This window comes from Jiella sonneratiae (assembly GCF_017353515.1).
GTDB lineage: Bacteria > Pseudomonadota > Alphaproteobacteria > Rhizobiales > Rhizobiaceae > Jiella > Jiella sonneratiae.
Genome location: NZ_JAFMPY010000013.1, coordinates 153077 through 171070 on the forward strand (window position 1 = coordinate 153077; position 17994 = coordinate 171070).

Consider the following 17994-nt stretch of genomic DNA (forward strand, 5'->3'; position numbering starts at 1 on the left):
CGATCTGCTCCGTCAGCCGCCCTTCTTGACGGCGTCCCGCGCGTCGAGCGCTTCGATGCGCTCCTGCATGCGCTGCAGCTGCTCGCGCATCGCCTTCAGGTCGTCGTCGCGCCCATGCGCCGCGCCGCCGTTGGCACGCGGCTCGGCCGCCGCCTCGCCCGCATGGTCGGCCTCGCCGAGGGCGCCGGCGACGAAGGGGTTGAACATCGTCATCGCGCGGCGGAACATCTCGGTGTTGCGCCGCACCTGCGCTTCCATGAGCTGCATGGGATTGGCCGTCATGGTGCCGGTCATCTGCTCGCGGAAGGTTTCCTGCTCCTTGGCGAGGGCCGTCATCGACTGTTCCAGATAGCCCGGGATCACCATCTGCATCTGATCGCCGTAGAAGCGGATGAGCTGGCGCAGGAAGGCGATCGGCATCAGATTCTGGCCGCCCTTGTTCTCCTGCTCGAAGATGATCTGGGTGAGCACCGAGCGGGTGATGTCCTCGCCGGTCTTGGCGTCCTGGACGACGAACTCCTCGTTTCCCTTGACCATGGCGGCAAGGTTCTCGAGCGTCACGTAGGTGCTGGTTCCGGTGTTGTAGAGGCGCCGGTTGGCGTATTTCTTGATGACCGTGACTTCGTCGTTCCTGGCCATTGCCAACTCCCTTGGAACCCGCCCTGGGCCGGAGCGCCGCGCTTTTGTGCGGACGCTCATGTGCGCCGCATAAATGATAGGCACAATTTCCCGCACATTCCAAATGGTTCGATCGGAACGTCGACAGCTTTTCGCGGTGCGGCGCCGGAAGCGGTCGCTGCTTTGCGGAAAGTTCGCGATGCCGCAGCGCGAGCCGGCGGGACTTGCCAGAGGCCGCGCCGTCGGGTTCAACAACGGGGGGCACGCCCCGGGAACCGAATGCCGGCGCCCTCGGCGTCCGGCCGGCGCGGCGGCACGAAAGGCCGAAAAGCCCGGCGTGGGGCCTCTTTCGCGGGCGCGGGGCGACCCTATCTCAGGGGCGGAGCTCAGCCGGCGACCGAGCGGGCAGGCAGGTTCCGAAGGACAGCGGAGGAAATGACGATGAGCAACACGCAATCCGTGGTGATCGTGGGCGCGGCGCGCACGCCGGTGGGAGCCTTCAACGGCGCCTTCGCACAGGTGCCGGCGCACGAACTCGGCGCCGTGGCGATCAAGGAAGCGCTGTCGCGCGCCAAGGTCGACGCCGGCGAAGTCGACGAGGTGATCATGGGGCAGATCCTCACTGCCGCCGAGGGCCAGAACCCGGCCCGCCAGGCGGCGATGGCCGCGGGCTGCCCGAAGGAGACCACCGCCTGGGGCCTCAACCAGCTCTGCGGCTCCGGCCTTCGCACCGTCGCCATCGGCATGCAGCAGATCGCCTGTGGCGACGCCAAGGTCATCGTCGCGGGCGGCCAGGAATCGATGTCGATGGCGCCGCACGCCGCCTATCTGAGGGCCGGCCAGAAGATGGGCGACCTGAAGATGGTCGACACCATGCTGAAGGACGGGCTGATCGACGCCTTCAACGGCTATCACATGGGTAATACGGCGGAAAACGTCGCCAATCAGTGGCAGCTGACCCGCGAGATGCAGGACGAATTCGCCGTGAAGAGCCAGAACAAGGCCGAGGCGGCACAGAAGGCCGGCCGCTTCAAGGACGAGATCGTCCCCTTCACCGTCAAGGGCCGCAAGGGCGACACGGTGGTCTCGGACGACGAGTACATCAAGCACGGCGTGACGATGGACAGCGTCGGCAAGCTGCGGCCGGCCTTCGACAAGGAGGGCTCCGTCACCGCCGCCAATGCCTCCGGCATCAACGACGGCGCCGCCGCGACCGTCCTGATGAGCGAGGCGGAGGCCGAGCGCCGCGGGCTGACGCCGATGGTGCGCATCGTCTCCTGGGCGACCGCGGGCGTCGATCCGGCGATCATGGGCACCGGCCCGATCCCGGCCTCCCGCAAGGCGCTGGAAAAGGCCGGCTGGTCGGTCGACGATCTCGACCTCGTCGAGGCGAACGAGGCCTTCGCCGCGCAGGCCTGCGCGGTCAACAAGGATCTCGGCTGGAACCCCGACATCGTCAACGTCAATGGCGGGGCGATCGCCATCGGCCACCCGATCGGCGCCTCCGGCAACCGCATCCTCAACACGCTGCTCTTCGAGATGCAGCGCCGAAACGCCAAGAAGGGCCTCGCGACGCTCTGCATCGGCGGCGGCATGGGTGTCGCCATGTGCTTCGAGAGGGTGTGACGCTTCTCGCCCGGGACGACATTGGGGAAGTAGCCGCGGGCGGAACCGGGACGGGGATCTTTCGGCATCGCAGGATGATCTCCGCACACCCCGCCGATGGTGCAGCCGCGCGCCTCTCGACGCGAAATTCTCCCCGACCCGGCGAGGGCCGGCGCAAATTCGCCGGACATTCCGCCGAAAGGCAGCTAGCCACGGGTCCGCGCGAACCCTAGTCTCCTCCCAAAGCCTACCGCCGGCAAAGGCCAACCGCCAGCGGATCGTCGAAAGGGAGGAAACATGGCCAGAACAGCAATCGTGACGGGCGGATCGCGCGGCATCGGCGCGGCGATCTCGAAGGCTCTCAAGGCCGCCGGGCACAACGTCGCGGCCACCTATGCCGGCAACGACGAGCGGGCGAACGCCTTCAAGGCGGAGACCGGCATCTCGGTCTACAAATGGGACGTCTCTTCCTACGACGCCTGCGTCGAGGGCATCGCCAGGGTCGAGGCCGAGCTCGGCCCGGTCGACATCCTCGTCAACAATGCCGGCATCACCCGCGACGCGATGTTCCACAAGATGACGCCGGAGCAGTGGCAGCAGGTGATCAACACCAATCTCAACGGCCTGTTCAACATGACCCGGCCGGTCTGGGAGGGTATGCGCGCCCGCTCCTTCGGCCGCATCGTCAACATCTCGTCGATCAACGGCCAGAAGGGCCAGATGGGCCAGGCGAACTATTCCGCCGCCAAGGCCGGCGACATCGGCTTCACCAAGGCCCTCGCCCAAGAGGGCGCGCGCAAGAACGTCACGGTCAACGCCGTCTGCCCGGGCTACATCAACACCGACATGATGGCGACGATCCCGCCGGACGTCATGGCAAAGCAGATCGTCGCGAACATCCCGGTCGGCCGCCTCGGCGAGGCGGAGGAGATCGCCCGCTGCGTCGTCTTCCTCGCCTCGGACGAGGCCGGCTTCATCACCGGCTCGACGCTGTCGGCGAATGGCGGCCAGTATATGGCCTGACCAGGGTCTGACGGGGCGGCGGCATCGACGGGCCCTCTTCGCCGCTGCCGCCTCCGTCACGCCGGACGGATTTCCAGAGGGCCACGGCGGCGGGCTGGAAGACGGATGAAGAGCCCGCACGTTCGGCAGGCCGCTCGGGTAAACAATGCCCACATACGAAGTCTCGGGGAGGCCCTTGCCGCCGCGCTCGAAGCCGTGCCGCCGGCCTGCGACCTTATCGCACGGGAACCATTTGCAAAGACGAGGGTTTTTCCTCCACTTTCACACAAGAAGACGCCGGATGATCGTGCCGGCGGAGGAGAAACGACCATGCGCAAGGCGTATTGGACTTACGGTATTCTGGCGGCGGCCAGCCTTTCGGCCGCAGTTCCCGCGGCAGCCCAGTCAATCCAGATCGGCCGCGACGGCGTCCGCCTCGTGCCGCCGCAGGAGATGCGCGACCAGGATCGCGACCACCGCCGCGACGAGCGGCATGTCGTCCGGGACGAGATCTCCGAGCGCGACGCGATCCGCATCGCCCGGCGCCAGGGTCTCCACGACGTCGAGGCGGTGACCAAGACCCGCAGCACCTACAAGGTCGCCGGCATCGATCGCCGCGGCAACGACATCCGCGTCGACATCGACCGCGACAGCGGCGCCGTCATTCGCGTGCGCTGAGCAGTCAATCGTATGCGCTGAGCCACGGGGACGTGACAGCGAAACCGAGACGGGCGGCGGCCGGACGGTCCGCCGCCCGTTTCACGTCTGGCGCCGTGTCGGCCAGGCTCCCCGCCCAGGCCGGACAGATGATTGTGCACCCGGACAGGCAAAGCAATTCCGGTATCGCGAGAGAGTCTAACTCGCTCCGGCCGTCGTGGCGCGGTGTCGGCGATGGGTGGGAGTGCCCGAAGCATGAAGTCCCACGAGACCCTGAGAGCGGACGGGTGACGATACGAATGGATCGATGCCACGCCACCACCCTTGCGCCGGTGCGGCGATGCCGTCAGAACGGATCTCACAGCGAGCGACCAGGACCGGCTGAAGCGGCATCATGAGCGAAACCGAGGGCAGCGCAGGAAACGGCCCGGCAGGCGGCGAAAAGCCCGAGCCCTATCGCGTTCTTGCGCGCAAATACCGGCCGCGCTCCTTCGACGACCTCATCGGCCAGGAGCCGATGGTGCGCACCCTCACCAACGCCTTCGAGACCGGCCGCATCGCCCAGGCCTGGATGCTGACGGGCGTCAGAGGCGTCGGCAAGACGACGACGGCGCGCATCCTCGCCCGCGCGCTGAACTACGAGACCGACGCGATCAACGAGCCGACGATCCACATGACCGCCCCCGGCGTCCACTGCCAGGCGATCATGGAGGGCCGGCATGTCGACGTCGTCGAGATGGACGCCGCCTCCCACACCGGCATCGACGACGTGCGCGAGATCATCGCCCAGGTGCGCTACCGCCCGGTCTCGGCGCGCTACAAGGTCTACATCATCGACGAAGTGCACATGCTGTCGAACCAGGCGTTCAACGGCCTGCTCAAGACGCTCGAGGAGCCGCCGGAGCACGTCAAGTTCGTCTTCGCGACGACCGAGATCCGGAAAGTTCCGATCACCGTCCTGTCGCGCTGCCAGCGCTTCGACCTCCGCCGCGTCGAATCGGCGGTGCTGATCCGGCATCTGAAAAAGATCGCCGAGGCGGAACACGTCTCGATCGAGGACGACGCGCTGCGCCTGATTTCCCGGGCCGCCGAAGGGTCGGTCCGCGATTCGCTGTCGCTCACCGACCAGGCGATCGCCCATGGCGCCGGCACCGTCACCGCCCTCGCGGTCCGGGACATGCTGGGTCTCGCCGATCGGGTGCGGATCATCGACCTCTTCGAGACGCTGATGGCCGGCGACGCCGCCGGCGCGCTGAAGGAACTGCGCGATCAATATGCCTCCGGCGCCGATCCGGCGGTGGTGATCTCCGAACTCGCCGACTTTACCCATCTCGTCACGACGCTGCGCTACGTGCCGGAATCGACCGAGGACGCGGCGATCTCGCCGATGGAGGCCGAACGCGGGCTGGCGCTTTCCCGCAAGCTCTCGATCCGCACCCTCGGCCAGGTCTGGCAGATGCTCCTGAAGGCGTCGGAGGAGCTGCGCTCGACGACGACGCCCCGGCAGGCCGCCGAGATGGCGCTCATCCGCATCGCCCATGCCGCCGACCTGCCCTCCCCGGACGAGCTGCTGCGCCTCGTTCGCGAGGGCGGCGGGGCCGCGCTTCCGGCAGGTGCCGCGCCGCGGGGAGCGGACGGCGGCAGCGGTGGCGGCAATGGCTCCGCCCCGCGGGCGAGCGCTTTGCCGGCCGCGCCGGGGAGCGGCGAGGCGGGCCATGCCGGCCGCGCCGCAGGCACCGCGAATGCCGGCGCGCAGCCGCGGCTCGTCGCCTCCGGCGGCGGCGCCAGGTTGGAGGCCCGCGCCCGGCCGGAAACCGCGCCCCAACCGGTGTCGGACGAGCCCGTGATCGGCAGCGTCGAGGCGCTGGCGCGGCTTGCCGAGGACAGGCGCGATTCGCTGATGCGGGTGTCGATCCGCCGCTATCTCAGGCCCGTGCGCTTCCAGCCGGGACGCATCGAGGTGGCGCTGGCGCCCGAGGCCCCGGCGACCCTCGTCGGCGATTTGACCAAGCGGCTGCACGCCTGGACCGGGCGGCGCTGGGTGATCTCGGTCTCGTCCGCCAAGGGCGAGCCGACCCTCGACGAGCGCGAAGCCGAAAAGCGCGCCTCGCTGATCGACGACGCGGCGAACGATCCGGAGGTCGCGACGATCCTCGCCGCCTTCCCCGGCGCCCGGATCACCAACGTCACCCTGCGCGGCGGGACCGCCGAGGCGGAGGCGGCGGAGCTTTCGCCGGCCGAGGCCGCCGAGGCCGACTTCACCGGCGACCCCGAGGAATTCCTCGACGAGGATTGACGGCCGGTCGCAAGTGGCGCCGGCAAAGCCGGCCGCCGAGAGATCGGCAATGAATGAGCCGTGAAAAGCCGAAGATCCGGCCTCAAACCCCGGCGCCGTCGCCCCTATATCGCCGAAGGCCCGACCGGGACCCCGGGCCGCCCCATCCGACCGAGGAGTTTGCCGACATGAAAGACCTGATGAACATGATGAAGCAGGCGAAAGCCATGCAGGAGAAGATGGCCGGGCTGCAGGACGAGGTGAAGGCGATCGAGGTGACCGGCCAGTCGGGCGGCGGCCTCGTCACCGTCACGCTCAGCGGCACCGGCGAGATGGCCGGTCTCGCGATCGACCCCTCGCTGATGAAGGAAGAGGAAAAGGACATCCTCGAGGATCTGGTCGTCGCCGCCCATGCCGACGCCCACTCCAAGCTGCAGCTGGCGATCCAGGAAAAGACCCAGGAACTGACCGCCGGGCTGAACCTGCCGGCCGGCATGAAGTTTCCGTTCTGATCAGGGTGGGGACGATCGATCCCGGCGCCGCGCTCGATGAGATCCATGCAGCCTGCTCTGGCTGATGCACATTTCTCGTCGCGGCTTGAGCGGAGTTTCCGCCTCCACGGCGCAATGAGCGTGCGGGTAAGATCATCGATGCGTCGTCATCCCGGTCTTGAACCGGGATCCATTCCAATTCATCAATGCCGACGCGGCGGTGAATTGCCAGCTCATCGATCTTTCTGTTCCGACGAGGGCCATTCCGGGAAAGAGGCATGGATCCCGGCGCGGTGGCCGGGATGACGAAGCGGAGAGCATCGTGCCTCCTGCCCGCACGATTGCGCGTGAGATGGGAACGCCGACGAGACGCCGGCCTGGCGGCCGCTTCCCTGAAGCAGACGTTCCGCAGCGGCGAGCCGCCCCCCGAAATCGAGAGCGTGACCGTGCAAGCGCCCCATCTCATCTGCAAATTGCGATAGAAACACATGGCAAAATCCGTCGCCGGGCCGGAAATCGAGAAGCTGATCCAGCTCCTCGCCAAGCTTCCGGGCCTTGGTCCCCGTTCGGCCCGAAGAGCCGCGCTGCATCTCGTCAAGCGCCGCGAGCAGCTGCTCGCGCCGCTCACGACGGCGATGGCCGAGGCGCGCGACAGGATCGGCGTGTGCTCGACCTGCGGCAACATCGATTCGCGCGATCCCTGTACGATCTGCACCGATCCGTCCCGCGACCAGGCGACTGTGATCGTCGTCGAGGACGTCGCCGATCTCTGGGCGCTGGAGCGCGCGAAGGCGCTCAACGCCGCCTATCACGTCCTCGGCGGCGTGCTCTCGCCCCTGGAAGGGATCGGCCCCGAGGACCTGACGATCCGCCAGCTGATCGACCGGATCGAGGCCGGCGGCGTCACGGAGCTGATCATCGCCGTCAACGCCACGGTCGAAGGCCAGACGACCGCCCACTACATCATGGACCGGCTGGAGGGGCTCGAGGTGAAGGTCACGCGGCTCGCCCACGGCGTGCCGGTCGGCGGCGAACTCGACTATCTCGACGAGGGCACGCTTTCGGCGGCGATGCGGGCCCGCACCAGTCTGTGAGGCCCGCCCGCGGTGGGGCGCCCGGGGCGGCGCGGGGCAGTCTCCCGCAGGCCGGCGCGGCGATCCGGCACCGCCGCGCGAGAGGCTTCGCCGACGCGACGAAAATCCCTTGATCTGTCGCCCGGTCTCGCATATGAACCCGCCCACACGAGACGGGCCACCCAGTCCCGTCCCGAGCCGCTCGCGGCGCGTGGGGCCATAGCTCAGCTGGGAGAGCGCTACAATGGCATTGTAGAGGTCAGGGGTTCGATCCCCCTTGGCTCCACCAAATCCCTTCCTGTCCGACTTGAAGCATGCCGGCGGATCAAACACGGTCGGTTCGGATCCCGTCTGCACCGAACCGCCACTTCCGACGGCGGGCGGATCGGCGGCCGCAGAACTATCGCGCGCGCCGGCATCCGCGGCCGACGGCAGTGCCGCAGGCATGCGGTGGTCGGCTGCGGCGGTCGTCGTGCGCAGGATGCCGGCGTTCGCACGCCGATCTGCTTTCCCGTCGGCACCATCCGCGACCTGCCCGGCCACGACATGCCGGTCTCTCCTTCATCCGCCGAGCCGCGCCAGCGCCTGCTTGGCGCTTGCATTCCCCTTCTCGGCCGACTGGCGATAGTATTCCACCGCCTTGGTCCTGTCCTTTGCCACGCCGCGGCCGTTCTCGTAGACCTCGCCCAGATGGAAGAGTGCGATGGCGTTCCCCTGGCTGGCGGCTTTCGTGTACCAGGCGAGGGCAGCGGTCTCGTCTTTGGCGACCCCGAGCCCGTTCCCGTACATCCAGCCGAGATTGTTCTCGGCGCTCGCATTGCCCTGGTCGGCCGAGCGGCGGAAGAGGTCGAAGGCCGTCGCTTCGTCCTTGGCGACGCCGGAGCCGTTGGCATACATCACGCCGAGATTGAGCTGGGCGGAATTGTTGTTCTGATCCACCGCCTTGCGATACCAGTCGACCGCCTGCTGGAGGTCCTTGGTCAGGCCGCGTCCCTCTTCGTACATCGAACCGAGGGTGAACTGTGCCGCGGCGTTGCCGGCCTCCGCCGACTTGCGGTACCAGACGGCCGCCTGACCGAGATCCTTCGCGACGCCGCGCCCGTTGAAATACATCCATCCCATGTAGAGCTGGGCCTGGGTGTTCCCCTGCTCGGCGGCCTTGCGATACCAGGCGATGGCGGAGGTCTCGTCCTTCTGGATCCCCCTGCCGTTGAAATACATGTCGCCGAGATGAAGCTGTGCCAGCGCATGACCCTGGTCGGCCGCCTTGCGGTACCATTGCACGGCCTGGACATCGTCCCTGGCGATGCCGCGGCCCCGATCGTACATCGAGGCGAGGCCGAACGCGCCCTGCGCGAGGCCCTGGTCGGCGGCCTTGCGATACCAGGACACCGCCTCCGCCGGGTTCTCGGCAGCGCCGCGACCGCCGTCGAGCATGTCGGCGAGATTGGACGCAGCCTGTGCATCCCCCTCTCCGGCCGCCCGGCGGTACCAGGCGACGGCCTCGCCGTCGTCGCGGGCGATGCCGAGGCCGTTGGCATACATGTCGCCGAGATAGGTCTGTGCGGTCGGAAAGCCCTTCTCGGCTCCGCGCCGGTACCAGACCACCGCCTGGGCGTTGTCCTTGTTGAGGCCGCGGCCCTCTTCGTACATGACGCCGAGATCGAAGGCGGCGATGGCGTGGCCGAGCTCGGCCGCCTTGCGGTTCCATTCGGCGGCCTCCCGGTCGCGCGATCCCGCCGCCCGAAGGGCCCGCGCCAGGTCGAACATCAGCCGCGCCTCGTCCGGATGGGCGGCGACGGCGGCTTCGCAGGCCTTGACGGCATTGCCGGCATCGATCTTCGAAAGGTCGACCCCGGCGATCGTTGCGGGCCGCGTCTCGTCGAGCGGCGACGCGGCAAGCCTGTCGCACTCGCTCGTCGGATCGGCGGCGACGGCTCGTGGACGTGTGTCGATGTTCAGGCGGGCGATCTCGGCGGCGGTGAACACGTGCATCGACTCCGGCGGGGTGGAGAGCATCAGCTGGATGACCTCCGGATCCACGTTGGCGCGGCGAAAGAAGTCGAGGACGTCGGCGAGGGCGACCTGGGTGAAGCCGACGTCGCCGGATCTGGTCGACGCGATCTGATGGACCCCGAGTTCCCCCCTCGCCGCGCGCTCCGCCCCGGCAAAGAACAGAAGCGCGCAGGCCGAGAGACAATGCGCCCCGGCCGGGATGACGGTCGTGAATTTCTCGCCGACCATGTCCTCGGCGATCGCCAGAGCGATGATCAGATTGCCGCCGGGGCTGTCGAGTTCGAGGGTGCGCGCCGCGGGCGCCGCCCGGAGGATCTTCTTGAAATTGACGCCGTCGCGCGGGCCGATGACGCCGGTGAATCTGATGACGGTCGGCGCCGCGTCGTCGATGCTGAACGGTCCGTATGTCAGCGAACCGGCGGCCGCCGGCGCGACCCAGCCCATGGCGATCAACAGGAAAGCACCGGGGAATCTGCGATGACGTTTCACCATCCGCTTCCGCCTTCCAGATTTCATTGACGCTAGGGAACAAGATACCGGTTTGTGGAGAAGGACAGAAGGCCGTCTGCATCCCACGACCTGCAGAGGTGCACCGGTCGTCGTGATCCGCGGACTGCCGCGGCGGCACTGCCGCGCAACGACGACGAAGACCTCTACACTGAGCGAAACGTCGTCGAGCGCTTCTTCAGCGAGCTGAAGCAGTTCCGTCGCGTCGCAACACGATACGACAAGTTGTTCGCCAACTCCCTCGGCTTCGTCAAACTCGCCGCCATCGCCATCTCGATCAGGTAGCTAATCGTCACCACAGCGTTGCGGCGGGTGCGGCGCTCGGGGCGCGCGCGGCGCTGCACGATCACGTCCACTTAAAACATGACATTTCCACTCATATTTAACTGGACGATGCCGTCCCGTTTTGGTAACTGGCGATCGGAAGCGAGGCGATCCTCCTTCACCGCTGCATCGAACCGGATGCGCCAAGCGTCCTGCAGTGGTGCCCCTGTCATCATGCCCGATGGGGAAAGCCCGCCAGCGGGCTCGACCGAGCGGACCCGAAGCATGCATGCGAGTTTCGAGTTGACGACACCACGCTATCGGCTGCGCTGTCGTGGTGTCTCCCGGCGTGTGACGGCCGACGTCTGGAACGGGCCGGCGGTCGCCGAGGCGGTCCGCAACGGATTTGCCTCGGCGCAAGGCGGGCGAGGAGCCGCCGAGAAGCCGGTCGTCGTGGGGCTCGTCCCGTTCGAGCGAGGCGCGCCGGCCAGACTGTGGGTGCCTGAGGTCGTAAAGTGGGATTGCGCCGACCAAGGAGCTCTGCCCGTTCGAGACGAGGTCACGGACCCCGTTTCTATCCAGGGAAGCGATTCACCGGCCTTTCGCGAGTGGGTCGCTGAGGCCGTGCGGCGCATAGGGGCCTGCGAATTGGAGAAGGTGGTGCTCGCCCGCCGCGTCATCGTCGAATGCCCGGCTCCGATCGACTGCGACCGCGTCCACGCCCGTCTGCGCGCCCATAACCGCGCGGCCTTCGTATACCGCATAGACCTGCCCTGCGAAGCCGGAGAGACGTCCAGCGTGTTTCTCGGCGCCAGCCCGGAACTGGTGCTCGGCAGTTCCGGGCGCCGTGTATCGAGCCATCCGCTGGCGGGATCGGCCCCCCGTCTCGCCGGATCGAGCGAGGACAGGCAGGCGGCGGAGTCTCTCCTTGCTTCTGGCAAGGATCGTCGAGAGCATCTTTTGGTTGTGCGGGCAGTGGGGGAGACATTCCGCGGCTTCGCCGAGGATGTCGAGGTACCGGGCGAGCCCACCCTGTTCGAGACCCCCGTCGTCTGGCATCTTGGGACGCGCATATCCGGGACGCTGCACGAAGGGATCTCGCCGATCGAACTTGCCTATGCGCTGCATCCCACGCCGGCGGTCGGCGGTTGGCCGCAAGTCGCCGCGGAGCGGACCATCGCCGACCTCGAGGATTTCCCGCGAGGTTGGTATGCGGGGCTCATCGGCTGGATGGATGGCGAGGGCAACGGCGAATGGGTGCTCGCTCTACGTTGCGGAATCGTGAATGGCAAAGAAGCGACGGTTTTCGGTGGGGCGGGTATCGTTTCCGGGTCCGATCCGGAAAAGGAACACGCCGAGACAGCCACCAAGATGCGGACCTTCATCAACGCACTCATGTGAAAGTCTGTGCCCGAACGGGCGAACGCTTTCGCGAACGCCATCACCCGGTGCCGATGCCTGAGATCGAGTGCGCTCGTCGGTTCATCGAGGAGCAGAACCCGCGGGCTGCGGACGATGGCCTGGCCCAGGCTGAGGAGTTGGCGCCGCCCACCCCCCGACAAGCGGTCGACAATCGCCATCCGGCGCAGCAGCCGTCGACAGGCGGCATCCGCGGCCGCTGCCGGCGACGGGCTCTGCCGCGTCATGGCGGTCTGGTCTTCGGCGACCGGCACGGATGGCGCGACCGGGTCACCCGGCGACCGCGGCGCCTCCGACGTCGACGATGTCCTCCTCGCTCATGCCGCGCCGCCAATGCGGAAAGCACACCTGCCGCGACGCGGGGAAACCCCTCGCCTTCAGAATCGCGCGAATGGCCCGGAAGGCGTGGAACTCGCATCCGACCCACACGAAGCTGTCGGTCGCAAGAGGCGGCATCGCCTCGACAGCGTGTTCGAGCAGCCGCGCCGTGCCCGCCGGCGATCCGTCTCGATAGAGCCAATGCACGGCGACGCCCGGCGGCCCGGCGAGGCTCTGGCGCTCGCCGGGATCGTTCACCTCGATCAGGGCGGCGCCGACCGCCGCCTCGGGGAGCGTTTCCAAAATCCGGGCGATTCCCGGGAGCCCGGTCTCGTCGCCGACGAGCAGATGGTGGTCCGCCGGCTTCGGCCCATGCGCCGCGGGACCGAGGATCCCGACGACGTCGCCGTGACGGGCGGAACGGACCCATTCGATGCCCGGTCCCGACGTGCTCTCGTGCAGAACGAAGTCGATGGCGAGGACGCCCGCCCCGGCGTCGACGGAGCGGATCGTATAGACCCGCGATCCGATCCGTTGCCGCCCGCCCGGCCAGACGATGCTTCCGCGGTCGTCGAGCCGCGGCCATTCCGGCGCGAACGTTCCCCTCGGCTGGAACAGAAGACGCGCATGCAGCTGATGTGGCGAGGCGAACCGGAAGAGGTCCTCGCCGGCGAAGGATACCCGCCGCATGCGCGGCGTCACGTCGAATACCTCGCGCACCGTGAGGATGCGCAGGTCCGGCGGGAGGGTGTCGCCGGCCGTGTCGCCCGTCCACTCGATTGCGAGACGCTCGGACTTGGCGTTGAACTGAATCAGACCGGTGAGCGAATATCGAACCCGGTTGAGATTGATGCCGTCCACGGCTTCGATCACTAGATCGAGCCGTTCGTCGCCGGGCGTCAGGCGCGCCGTTCCGAAGGGCGAGACGGCGACGAAGCCTTGCGCCTGGCGCTCGACGCGCATGTCGTGGGCGTCGAGCGCGTCGACGATCACGTCGATGAAGTCGGCGATCCGGGGAAATGCGATGCCGCACTGCGCCTTCAGGGTCATCCGTCGTCCTCTTCGAGGCTGACCCACAAGGGCTCCGAGATGGCGACGGAGAAGAATCGCTCGTTCATCGTTGCCAGAGTGCGGCGGGGATCGAGGTCGGCGCAGGCGTCGGGATGCGTCCACTTGGCGACGAGCTCGACGAAAAGCGGATGGAGCGGCGGCACCGTGATCAAGCCCGTCCAGATGCCGTGGACCCGCCCGTCGCGGACCGCTTCGACACTCGACAGAGCGCTTCGCCTGACGAGCCGCCGCAATCCCGCTCGCCCCTCCCCGCGCGAAATCCCCGGCCCGATGGCCGGCCGCAGGGACGGCGAAAAGCCGCCCCCGCAGGCGATGTAGACATCGGGATCCTCGACGATCAGCTGCTCGGCGGAGATCTTCTGGAACCAGGGCGCCGTGACCGCGTCGAGGGCGCGGCCACCGCCCTCGGCAAGAAGTTCTCCCCAGATCGACCTGCCGGCAGCCCAGCAGCAGTCGTCGTAGGTCGATTGCACCTCGAGATAGGTCTTGACCGCCGTGGCACCCTCCAGCCGCCGGCGCACCGCCGCGCGGTGGTCATCGACGAAGGACAGGTAGCTTTCGGCCTCCCGTTGGCGGCCGAGAACCGCGCCCCACAGCCGCATCACGGCCGCCAGGTCGTCGCGACGGCCGCCCCCGCCTCGATTGTCCGCGGCGTCGCTGAAGATCACCGGGATGCCGGCCGCCTCGAGCCGCTCCACGAAGGCGTCGCTGCCGCCGTTGGCATAGGCGCTCGCAACGACGAGATCGGGAGCCAGCGCGACGACCGCTTCGAGCGAGACGGTGTCCGGGCCCTGTCCGCCGACGAGCGCGATGGAATGCCCGGCCCGTTCTTCATAGGCCCGGCGCAGCGTCTCGCTGTCGATCCGGTCGGTCGCCGCCCAACCGACCACGAGCGAGGCGGGAGACGGATGAATGGCTCCCATCGTCAGGATGTCGCCCGCCTCCAAGAGCACGATGCGGCCCGGCCGCTCCGGCAGCGAGACTTTCCGCCCGAGCATGTCGGTGACGGACGGCGGCGCCGCGGAGCGGGCGGCATTCACCGCCGCCAACGCCGCCGCACCCGCCAGGAGCCCGCGGCGGCTGATGCCGGCGGCCGGCCTCACCATACCTTCTTGAGCCCCGCCAGGATCTGCCGGCCATTGCCGAACTGGCAGTAGATGTTCGAGCTGCAGCTCGAGTAATAGTCCTTGTCGAACAGATTGGTGACGTTGAGCGTCGCCTGCAGCCCGTCCAGATCCGCAAATTTCCGGCCGAAGTCGTATCGAAGAGCGAGGTCGACCAGGGCATAGCCGTCGGCCTCGATGGTGTTGGCATCGTCGGCATAGCTCGGCCCCACCACGCGGAGGCCACCGCCGACCGTCAACCCGTCGAAGGTCGCATCGGTGAAGGAGTAGTTCGCCCAGAGCGATCCATAGTAGTCCGGCACGGCCTGGGGGCGGTTGCCGACATTGGCCGCGACGGCGGCTTGCGTCACCTCCACGTCGAGCAGGGTCACCGCCCCGATCACTTCGATGTTTCGCGTCAGGCTGCCGCGGGCCTCGAATTCCAGACCCCGCGACCTGATCTCGCCCTCCTGCCGGCTGAAGCCGATCGCATCCGGCACGAGCGCGTTCTTCTTGGTGATGTCGAAGGCCGCCGCGGTGAACAGCGCATCCATCCCGGGCGGCGCGTATTTCACGCCGACCTCGTACTGCTCGGCCGTGCTCGGAACGAAGGCGTTGCCAGCCGGGTCGACGCCGACTTCCGGCTCGAAGGACGTCGAGTAGCTCGCATATGGGGCGAGGCCGTTGTCGAACAGATAGAGCAGCCCGGCCCGGTAGCTGTTCGCCTCGTTCGACTGGTCGTTGCTGGTTCCGGCGAGGAGATTTTCCGTCTCCTGGTCCGCCCAGTCGTGGCGCGCCCCCAGGACCGCACGGAAGTTGCCAAAGCTCAGCTGGTCTTGGAGATATAGTCCGGTCTGCTGGAGCGTCTGGTCGCTGTCGATGATCGGTACGAGGGGAGCGATGGGTTGACCATAGACGGGATTGGTCACGTCGAGCGACGGGGCCAGGCCGTAGCGGTATTCCCAACTGCTCCGGGAATGCTGGTAGTCGAAACCGGCCAGCACCGCGTGCCCGATCGCGCCCGTGTCGAATTCGAGTTCCACCTGATTGTCGGTCGAGACGCCGCCGACATTCTCGATCGAGCGCAGCGCCTGGCGCGGAATCAGGCCGGCGGCGGTGATCGGGCCGGCCATCTGCAGCGACTGGAAGTCGAGGTCGACGGATGAATAGCGCAGGTTCGAGCGCACCGTGGCGAGGTCGTTGAACCGGTGCTCGAACTGGTAGCCGACGCCGTACTCCTCGCGATCGAATGAATCGAAGTCGGGATCGCCGACATTGAGGCCGCGGTTGAGGTAGGACCGGTAGGTGGACGGGGCGAGAAAGTCCGGATAGAGCGAGTTGAAATAGCCGCCTTCCGGATCCTTCTGGTAATATCCGAGGATCGTCAGCCTGGTATCGGCATCGGGCTCGAAGGTGAGCGCCGGCGCGACGGCGAAACGCCCCTCGTCGACATCTTCGTAGCGGGTGCCGGAATAGCGGCCGATGGTGGTGAGACTGTATTGGACGCTGCCGTCCTCGACGAGAGCCCCGCGCCACGTTGCTCCCCCCTGGATGCGCCCGTCGGTGCCCCCCTCGACGAAGATCTCGTGGGACGGCGTCGCCGAGGCGGCACGGCTGACCTGATTGACCAGCCCGCCGGGGCTGACCTGTCCGTAGAGAAGGCCCGACGCACCCTTGATGACGTCGATGCGGTCCAGGAGATAGGGATCGATCGCAGTCTGCGCGAAGGCCTGGCCGCGCGGCAGTTTCAGCCCGTCGAGATAGGACACGTAGCTGGTCGAGGTGCCGAAGGCGCCGAAACCGCGCAGGAACACAGAATCGTATCGTGAATTCGTATCACGATCGGCGAGCACCCCCGACGTATAGAGCAGCGCCTCGCCGACGGTGTCCGGATCCTGCAGGTCGAGCTGCTTGCGGGTGATCGTCGAGACCGACTGCGGCGTCTCGAGAACCGGCGTGTCGGTCTTGGTCGCCGTCGTGCTGCGCTTGGCGAGAACCCTGTCGCCGGTATCAAAGGAGGCCCAAGCTGATGCGGACTGGCGAGCGACAGGAGCGTGCGGCGGAGTTGGGGTGTCATCGCGTAACTGACGATGATGATGCTGAGAGCTGGCATGTCGGGCCTGGGGGCTGTTGTGGACCTTCGAGACGGTCCGCGTTCGTTCGACCGGCGAAGATCATTCCGCCAGGAGGGTGACGAAGCCAAGACTTTCATCCTGGCAAGTCTGGTCGCCACCTTGGATGACCTCGCGCTTCGAAGCCTCGTCAGCGCATTCCATGTCCAGGGTCCGTGACAGCCTCTAGTGGTCCGATTCCGACATCTGGTACCGCTTTGTCGAGACCGCGCAGCAAATGTCGGAATCGAAAGACCACGAGCCAAGATTATGATCCTAGTGGATTTTTCGAATTTGACATTTGATACAACGCCTCATCCGATCGGGACTCAAATGTCAAATTCAGTCCACTAGTGCACTGATGCACTCGGTTTTCTGAAGAGATCATGCGCAAACAGGAAGATGGAGCGGGAGGATGAGCGAAGCTCATTTCATCCCGCTCTGGCGCGTCACGGTTCCGGTCCGCGAATCGTAGAGCCAAGCGGGCTGTTCGACCGGCGCCAGCCGCCGCTTGCGGATCTTGGCGTATTCGAGGAGCAGGAGTTTGAGAGCGTCGCGTTTCTCCATGTTGGCGATGGTGCCGCCATGGATCTGGTGAAACGTCGCCTCGCCGATGAGCTTGACGAGTTGTGCGTCGGGCAGTGCGCAGGCGCGCGCGAAAAGGTCCGGGTTCGCCGCGCCGCCGCCCGGGCTCTTGAAGCGTGTTTCGTAGTAGCCGAGTTCCTCCCACATGTCCCGGCGCATGAAGAGCGCGTTGCTTTCGATGAGCGGCCCGGGCCAACCTTCACAATGGCCGCAACAGGCGATCTCGAACAGCCTGCCGCCGCCAGTCGGCCAGTCGATCGAGGCCAGGAGGGCATCTTCGACGGCCTTCGTATAGCCGTCCTTGATGCTTTCGTGCTGGGGTTTCGGGCCAAGGTGATAGTTGTAGCTTGCGACGACAGCCCGAGGATGAAGCGCGACGGCGGCGAGAGCCGCGCGCACCAGGCCTCGCGAGGCCATGCGCGCGCCGTCGATCATCGCAGCCATGATGTCGCCCCGTGCTTGCTTGAGCCCGAAATTCATCGCCGCGACGGGTGAGACGGTCGGGCTGCAAAAGCGATGCACCGCGACGGATAGGCCAGGACGTGCAAGATCCTCGATCGTCGGGGGATCGGAAGAGCCGTTGTCGACGACAATCACCTCGATGTCCTGAAACGGCAGATCTCTCTGATACCGAATTCGGGGGATTGATTCAGAGGATTCCCGCTTGGGCTCGAATTTCATAGGCTTGATGGGAGCGATTTGAAGGAGGCCTTTGATGGCGTTCAGTCCCGAGCCGCTGACGATCGATGAGCTTGAACGGCGATTTCGCGACGCCGCCGACGTCGTCGAGCGCAACCATTTCCAGACGATCCTGCTTCTGGCGAAGGGTCGATCGCGGGCAGAGGTGGCGGAGATCCTGGCCTTTTCGGAACGCTGGGT

At 66.9% G+C, this 17994-nt stretch carries 12 protein-coding genes, 1 tRNA gene and 2 pseudogenes; 9 read left to right on the plus strand and 6 right to left on the minus strand.

Annotation, left to right across the window (positions count from 1 at the left end; genetic code table 11):
• Positions 1-12 precede the first annotated feature (12 nt).
• Complete coding sequence (gene phaR / locus J1C47_RS13690; protein ID WP_207351327.1) at positions 13-639, minus strand: polyhydroxyalkanoate synthesis repressor PhaR; 627 nt, start codon at positions 637-639, stop codon at positions 13-15.
• A gap of 420 nt (positions 640-1059) precedes the next feature.
• Here phaR and J1C47_RS13695 point away from each other — a divergent pair, with 420 nt between their 5' ends.
• The 7 genes from J1C47_RS13695 (at position 1060) to J1C47_RS13725 (ending at position 8010) form a co-directional block, all read left to right on the plus strand.
• Entirely contained in the window at positions 1060-2244 is a 1185-nt protein-coding gene (locus J1C47_RS13695) for an acetyl-CoA C-acetyltransferase (RefSeq protein WP_207351328.1), read from the plus strand.
• 276 nt (positions 2245-2520) lie between these two features.
• Positions 2521-3246: an acetoacetyl-CoA reductase gene (phbB, locus tag J1C47_RS13700; RefSeq protein WP_207351329.1), complete on the plus strand. Its 726-nt coding sequence runs from the start codon at positions 2521-2523 to the stop codon at positions 3244-3246.
• Between the two features lie 309 nt (positions 3247-3555).
• Positions 3556-3903, plus strand: coding sequence for a PepSY domain-containing protein (locus J1C47_RS13705; protein WP_207351330.1), 348 nt, complete (start codon positions 3556-3558; stop codon positions 3901-3903).
• A 373-nt stretch (positions 3904-4276) separates the two neighbouring features.
• Positions 4277-6178: a DNA polymerase III subunit gamma/tau gene (locus tag J1C47_RS13710; RefSeq protein WP_207351331.1), complete on the plus strand. Its 1902-nt coding sequence runs from the start codon at positions 4277-4279 to the stop codon at positions 6176-6178.
• Positions 6179-6345: 167 nt separating this feature from the next.
• Positions 6346-6669 (plus strand): YbaB/EbfC family nucleoid-associated protein, encoded by a 324-nt coding sequence (locus J1C47_RS13715; protein WP_207351332.1) that lies wholly within the window; start codon positions 6346-6348, stop codon positions 6667-6669.
• Positions 6670-7136: 467 nt separating this feature from the next.
• Entirely contained in the window at positions 7137-7742 is a 606-nt protein-coding gene (gene recR, locus J1C47_RS13720) for a recombination mediator RecR (RefSeq protein WP_207351333.1), read from the plus strand.
• Between the two features lie 192 nt (positions 7743-7934).
• Positions 7935-8010: transfer RNA gene (locus tag J1C47_RS13725), tRNA-Ala, on the plus strand.
• A gap of 272 nt (positions 8011-8282) precedes the next feature.
• On the opposite strand, the gene J1C47_RS13730 is transcribed toward J1C47_RS13725, so the two are convergent.
• Positions 8283-10229, minus strand: coding sequence for an SEL1-like repeat protein (locus tag J1C47_RS13730; protein WP_207351334.1), 1947 nt, complete (start codon positions 10227-10229; stop codon positions 8283-8285).
• Positions 10230-10379: 150 nt separating this feature from the next.
• On the opposite strand from J1C47_RS13730, the pseudogene J1C47_RS13735 reads away from it, so the two are divergent.
• A pseudogene (locus tag J1C47_RS13735) lies at positions 10380-10529 on the plus strand (transposase); the annotation flags it as partial.
• Between the two features lie 264 nt (positions 10530-10793).
• Positions 10794-11909 (plus strand): isochorismate synthase, encoded by a 1116-nt coding sequence (locus J1C47_RS13740; protein ID WP_207351335.1) that lies wholly within the window; start codon positions 10794-10796, stop codon positions 11907-11909.
• 288 nt (positions 11910-12197) lie between these two features.
• Here the strand turns inward: J1C47_RS13740 and J1C47_RS13745 are convergent, their stop codons facing one another.
• The 4 genes and pseudogenes from J1C47_RS13745 to J1C47_RS13760 all read right to left on the minus strand — a co-directional run bounded on the left by J1C47_RS13745 (position 12198) and on the right by J1C47_RS13760 (position 17796).
• On the minus strand, positions 12198-13295 hold the full coding sequence (locus J1C47_RS13745) for a siderophore-interacting protein (RefSeq protein WP_207351336.1): 1098 nt from the start codon (positions 13293-13295) through the stop codon (positions 12198-12200).
• Positions 13292-14422 carry an ABC transporter substrate-binding protein gene (locus J1C47_RS13750; RefSeq protein ID WP_207351337.1) on the minus strand — a complete coding sequence of 377 codons (1131 nt, stop codon included), beginning with the start codon at positions 14420-14422 and terminating at the stop codon, positions 13292-13294. Before J1C47_RS13750 ends, J1C47_RS13745 begins: the two co-directional genes overlap by 4 nt.
• Positions 14416-16359 (minus strand): annotated as a pseudogene (locus J1C47_RS13755) (TonB-dependent siderophore receptor); the annotation flags it as partial. The gene J1C47_RS13750 and the pseudogene J1C47_RS13755, both read right to left, overlap by 7 nt.
• Before the next feature lie 597 nt (positions 16360-16956).
• The gene (locus J1C47_RS13760) at positions 16957-17796 is read right to left on the minus strand and encodes a glycosyltransferase (protein WP_207351338.1); all 840 of its coding nucleotides are present in this window, start codon (positions 17794-17796) and stop codon (positions 16957-16959) included.
• Between the last annotated feature and the right edge of the window lie 198 nt (positions 17797-17994).

Excerpts from the sequence above, each read along its gene's own strand:
- phaR (WP_207351327.1), bottom strand. The coding sequence starts at position 639 with ATGGCCAGGAACGACGAAGTCACGGTCATCAAGAAATACGCCAACCGG.
- J1C47_RS13695 (WP_207351328.1), top strand. The coding sequence starts at position 1,060 with ATGAGCAACACGCAATCCGTGGTGATCGTGGGCGCGGCGCGCACGCCG.
- phbB (WP_207351329.1), top strand. The coding sequence starts at position 2,521 with ATGGCCAGAACAGCAATCGTGACGGGCGGATCGCGCGGCATCGGCGCG.
- J1C47_RS13705 (WP_207351330.1), top strand. The coding sequence starts at position 3,556 with ATGCGCAAGGCGTATTGGACTTACGGTATTCTGGCGGCGGCCAGCCTT.
- J1C47_RS13710 (WP_207351331.1), top strand. The coding sequence starts at position 4,277 with ATGAGCGAAACCGAGGGCAGCGCAGGAAACGGCCCGGCAGGCGGCGAA.
- J1C47_RS13715 (WP_207351332.1), top strand. The coding sequence starts at position 6,346 with ATGAAAGACCTGATGAACATGATGAAGCAGGCGAAAGCCATGCAGGAG.
- recR (WP_207351333.1), top strand. The coding sequence starts at position 7,137 with ATGGCAAAATCCGTCGCCGGGCCGGAAATCGAGAAGCTGATCCAGCTC.
- J1C47_RS13730 (WP_207351334.1), bottom strand. The coding sequence starts at position 10,229 with ATGGTGAAACGTCATCGCAGATTCCCCGGTGCTTTCCTGTTGATCGCC.
- J1C47_RS13740 (WP_207351335.1), top strand. The coding sequence starts at position 10,794 with ATGCATGCGAGTTTCGAGTTGACGACACCACGCTATCGGCTGCGCTGT.
- J1C47_RS13745 (WP_207351336.1), bottom strand. The coding sequence starts at position 13,295 with ATGACCCTGAAGGCGCAGTGCGGCATCGCATTTCCCCGGATCGCCGAC.
- J1C47_RS13750 (WP_207351337.1), bottom strand. The coding sequence starts at position 14,422 with ATGGTGAGGCCGGCCGCCGGCATCAGCCGCCGCGGGCTCCTGGCGGGT.
- J1C47_RS13760 (WP_207351338.1), bottom strand. The coding sequence starts at position 17,796 with ATGAAATTCGAGCCCAAGCGGGAATCCTCTGAATCAATCCCCCGAATT.